Genomic DNA, 4072 nt, shown 5'->3' with positions numbered 1-4072 from the left:
TTTCGGTGGCCACTTCGTTATGGTGACGGGCGAGAAATCGATCGCGGGCTCGGTCCCGGCGCGCTGCCGGATGACGACGTGTTTGAGCCATTCGGCATCGTTGCGCTGCGGGTAGTCCGTGCGCGACTGCGCGCCGCGGCTCTCAGTGCGCACGATGGCGCTGCGGATGGTCGCATCGGCGCAGTCCAGCATATACCCGAGCTCGATGACGAACGTCAGCGCCTGATTGAACACCCGGCTTTTGTCGCCGACGGCCACCCGTTCGTAGCGAGTGCGCAGATCGCCGAGCTGTCTCAAGGCTTCGTTCAAGCCGGCCTCGTCGCGATACACGCCGACGTATTTGTCCATCATCGTCCCAAGCTCCAGCCGGATACGCGCGTGGGTCTCGCCGCTGTACGGGCGTGCGAGCAGAGCCTTGATCCGTTCCACCTCGCTCGCCAGGAAGTCCTCACCGCTTGCCAGGGGCTTTGCCTTGGCGGCGAACGCCGCCGCGGCACGACCCGACCGGCGCCCGAACACCAAGGTGTCGAGCAGCGAATTGGCGCCCAGACGGTTGCCGCCGTGCACGCTCACGCAGGCGCACTCGCCGGCGGCGTAGAGTCCGGGCACGGCGGTAGCGCCATTGACGTCGGTCTTGACGCCGCCCATGATGTAGTGCATGCCCGGACGCACCGGCACGGGATCCTTCACCATGTCGATGCCCAAGAAGTCGAGCGCGATTTCGTGGATCTGCGGCAGCTTGTGCATGATCACGTCGCGACCCAAGTGACGCAGGTCGAGCAGCACGCAGCCGTCTATGCCGCGTCCTTCTGCGATCTCGATGGTTTCGGCGCGCGAGACGACGTCGCGCGAGGCGAGTTCCATCATGTTGGGCGCGTAGCGCTTCATGAAGCGCTCGCCGGCGGCGTTCAAGAGATAAGCGCCTTCGCCGCGGGCGGCCTCCGTCATCAAAAATCCCGAGCCCTTGAGCGTGGTGGGATGGTATTGCACCATCTCCATGTCCATGAGCGGGGCGCCCACGCGATAGGCCAGTGAGATGCCGTCACCGGTGCAGATCAAAGCGTTGGTGCTGGGTTCGTACACGCGGCCCATGCCGCCGCTGCCCATGACGAGCGCCGGACCGCGCAACAGGTGCAGCTCGCCGCTCAGCATGTCGTAGACGACGACGCCGCGGCACGCTCCGTCGACCATGTAGAGGTCGGTCGCGAAGCACTCTTCGTAGACCTTGACGCCCGCTTTGAGGATCTGGTCGTACAGCGTGTACAGCAGCGCTTGGCCGGTGATGTCGCCGACGAAATACGTCCGCGCCTTGGAAGCGCCACCGAATGCGCGCGTACCCAGCTTGCCGCTGTCGTCGCGATAGAAAATGACGCCCATGTGCTCGAGCTCGATGATGTCCTGCGGCGCTTCGCTGCACATCACTTCGACCGCATCCTGATCGGCGAGGTAATCGCTTCCTTTGATCGTGTCGAAGGCGTGGATCTCCCAGCTGTCGCCCTCGCCGATGGCCGCGTTGATGCCGCCCTGAGCCGCGCCGGAATGGCTGCGCACCGGATGCACTTTGGAAACGATGCCGACGTTCGCGCCCGCGCGCGCCGCCTCGAGCGCCGCGCGCATGCCCGCTAAGCCGGCACCGAGCACCACCACGTCATGATCAGCAATCATGCTTCGCCGCTCTTCACCGTCTCTCGCTGTCTTCTAATGAAGCGAAACTACGCTGGCCTTTTGCGCGATGCGGTCAAGCCCTGCGGGACTCTGTGCCGTTTGTCGGTTCGATGACTATGCGTTCCATCGTATCGCCGACGCGGATCTGACGGCTCACATCCAGGCCTTGGGTGACGTGGCCGAAGACGGTGTACTTGTGATCGAGAAAATGTGCATCTTCCAAGCAGACGTAGAACTGCGAGCCGGCCGAATCGGGCGATTGAGCGCGCGCCATGGCCACCGCACCGGCGTCGTGTGGTCGCTCGTTGAACTCGGCTTTGAGCTGATAGCCGGGGCCGCCCGTTCCGGTGCCGTACGGGCAACCGCCTTGGATGACGAAGCCCGGTTCCACCCGATGAAAGGTCAGCCCATCATAGAATCCGCTGCGCGCGAGTTTGATGAACGCGGTGACCGTATTGGGCGCGTCGTCGGGATAGAACTGGAAAATGATGTCGCCGCGCTTGGTGACGATGCGCGCCTGCGACTTGCGGGCCAGCGCTAGCAGCGCGATGGTTTCTTGGGTTGAAGGCGGTTCGTATTCAGGCATGGCCCGCTGTTCGGTACCACGAGCACCCCGCCTCTTAGGAGCGTACCCGAAATGCCAATGCTGATGTCGACGGATTTGACACCGGCTGCACGCGCGTGTTAAGATGAGCGCTCCAGTTTGACGAGGAGACCGCATTGATCCAACTCACGTCGCCGCGCAATTCGGCACTGCTGCGCACCATCGCAATGAATGGTGTCGTGGCGGCGTGTGGGGACTTGCTATGCGAAACCGAGGACGGCGGATAACGAACACCGCCCCACAGGTTCCGACGATAGCAAGAACCCCCGCGCAAGGCGGGGGTTTTCGTTTGCCGGCTCTTGTCATCTGAATGAGAAAGCGAGGTGAAACCAATGCAACGTTGGTCGTTGCACGAAGACGCGATCCAGCGCCGCGGCGAACTGTTGCAGGAAGCCGCGCACGCGCGGCTGGTGGCTCGCGCTCGCAAGGTCCGGCGCAGCCGGGTCGGCGCGCGCAAGCGGGTCGCTCGCGCGCTGCTCAAGATCGGCTACCTGCTGCTGGACGCAGGCCACACGCTGGACACGGAGACATGGCGGCCGGTGTAAAAACCGGCCGTTACACTTTTCACTGCGGAGGGTACGAGCGTCATGGAGAACCCCAAAGCTTGCGGGCATCCATCGTGCGGTTGCACGATCTCGGACACATCGCCGGATCCGTTCTGCTGCGATCTCTGCCGGGAGCACGTCAACCGTCGCGGACGCTGCGACTGCGGGCACGAAGCCTGCGGCGGCGCCCCCGGACACCTGGAAGCAAACGCGCCGAGCGCGCTCAATGCGGAGCGCATCGGGAATCCAGAAAGCAGGGAGTGACGTAGATGAAGGATGTGCGACGAGAGCCGGGCTTAAGCCCGACCGACGTGCCACCCAAACCACACGAGTTTCCCGAATATGAAGACATGCCCACCGACGTCCACGACGACACCGGCCCGGAACGCAAACAAGAAGCGGACAACGAGCGTAAGCGCCGCGATGAGAAGCCTGCCGATGGGGGGTCGGCGGACACCGGCGAGTGAGCTCTAGAGGGGAACCGGCTGTTCGACGGTTTCCTCGGTGACGAAGAACTGAGCGCTGTAGAGCGCGGCGTACAATCCGCCGCGCTCTATTAGTTCGGCGTGCGTCCCTGCTTCGACGATTCGTCCCCCGTCGACCACGTTGATGACGTCAGCGCGCAACACCGTCGACAGGCGGTGAGCCACCACCAGATTGGTACGGCCGCGCATCAGGGGTACGAGCGCTTCTTTGATGAGGCGTTCGGACGTCGAGTCGAGCGAACTCGTCGCCTCGTCGAGGATCAAGACGCGTGGATCCTTCAGCAGCACGCGCGCTATTGCGATGCGCTGGCGCTCGCCGCCGGACAGCTTGTGGCCGCGCTCGCCGACGATCGTCTGCAAACCGTCCGGCAGGCTTGCGACCAATTCATAAATGTTCGCGGCCTTGCAGGCGGCGACCAGCTCGTCATCGGTCGCATCGGGATTCCCGTAGCGTAGATTCTCGGCGATGCTCGCGTGGAATAGGTACGTCTCCTGAGTGACGATGCCGATGTTGCGGCGCAGCGAATCGAGCCGCAAATCGCGCACGTCGTAGCCGTCGAGCAGCACGCGACCACCTTGCGGATCGTAAAAACGCGGCAACAATTGCATGATCGTCGTCTTGCCCGCGCCGCTCGGGCCGACGAACGCGACCAGCTCTCCCGGCCGCGCATGGAACGACACGCCGTCCAAAGCCCAGCGGTCGGGGATGTACGCGAAGCGGACGTCTTCGAAGGCGATGTCGCCGCGGGCGACGCCGATGTCGATCGCGTCGG

The 4072-nt window shown here is 63.8% G+C and carries 6 protein-coding genes; 3 read left to right on the top strand and 3 right to left on the bottom strand.

Annotation, left to right across the window (positions count from 1 at the left end):
* Both VKT51_02665 and VKT51_02660 read right to left on the bottom strand, forming a co-directional pair.
* Positions 1 to 1665: FAD-binding protein (locus VKT51_02665; protein HLJ83065.1), on the bottom strand; the 1665-nt coding region annotated here is incomplete at its 3' end.
* A gap of 73 nt (positions 1666 to 1738) precedes the next feature.
* On the bottom strand, positions 1739 to 2251 hold the full coding sequence (locus VKT51_02660; GenBank protein ID HLJ83064.1) for a peptidylprolyl isomerase: 513 nt from the start codon (positions 2249 to 2251) through the stop codon (positions 1739 to 1741).
* Positions 2252 to 2592: 341 nt separating this feature from the next.
* Here VKT51_02660 and VKT51_02655 point away from each other — a divergent pair, with 341 nt between their 5' ends.
* The 3 genes from VKT51_02655 to VKT51_02645 are packed head-to-tail and all read left to right on the top strand — an operon-like array spanning position 2593 to position 3281.
* Entirely contained in the window at positions 2593 to 2814 is a 222-nt protein-coding gene (locus VKT51_02655; GenBank protein HLJ83063.1) for a hypothetical protein, read from the top strand.
* A 42-nt stretch (positions 2815 to 2856) separates the two neighbouring features.
* The gene (locus VKT51_02650) at positions 2857 to 3078 is read left to right on the top strand and encodes a hypothetical protein (protein ID HLJ83062.1); all 222 of its coding nucleotides are present in this window, start codon (positions 2857 to 2859) and stop codon (positions 3076 to 3078) included.
* A 5-nt stretch (positions 3079 to 3083) separates the two neighbouring features.
* Positions 3084 to 3281 carry a hypothetical protein gene (locus VKT51_02645; GenBank protein HLJ83061.1) on the top strand — a complete coding sequence of 66 codons (198 nt, stop codon included), beginning with the start codon at positions 3084 to 3086 and terminating at the stop codon, positions 3279 to 3281.
* A 3-nt stretch (positions 3282 to 3284) separates the two neighbouring features.
* Here the strand turns inward: VKT51_02645 and VKT51_02640 are convergent.
* A partial coding sequence (locus VKT51_02640; GenBank protein ID HLJ83060.1) for an ATP-binding cassette domain-containing protein occupies positions 3285 to 4072 on the bottom strand: 788 nt, incomplete at its 5' end.

This window comes from Candidatus Eremiobacteraceae bacterium (assembly GCA_035295225.1).
Lineage (GTDB): Bacteria > Vulcanimicrobiota > Vulcanimicrobiia > Eremiobacterales > Eremiobacteraceae > JABCYQ01.
Note: the sequence above shows the minus strand (reverse complement) of the source record. Positions and strands in the feature narration are given on the sequence as shown.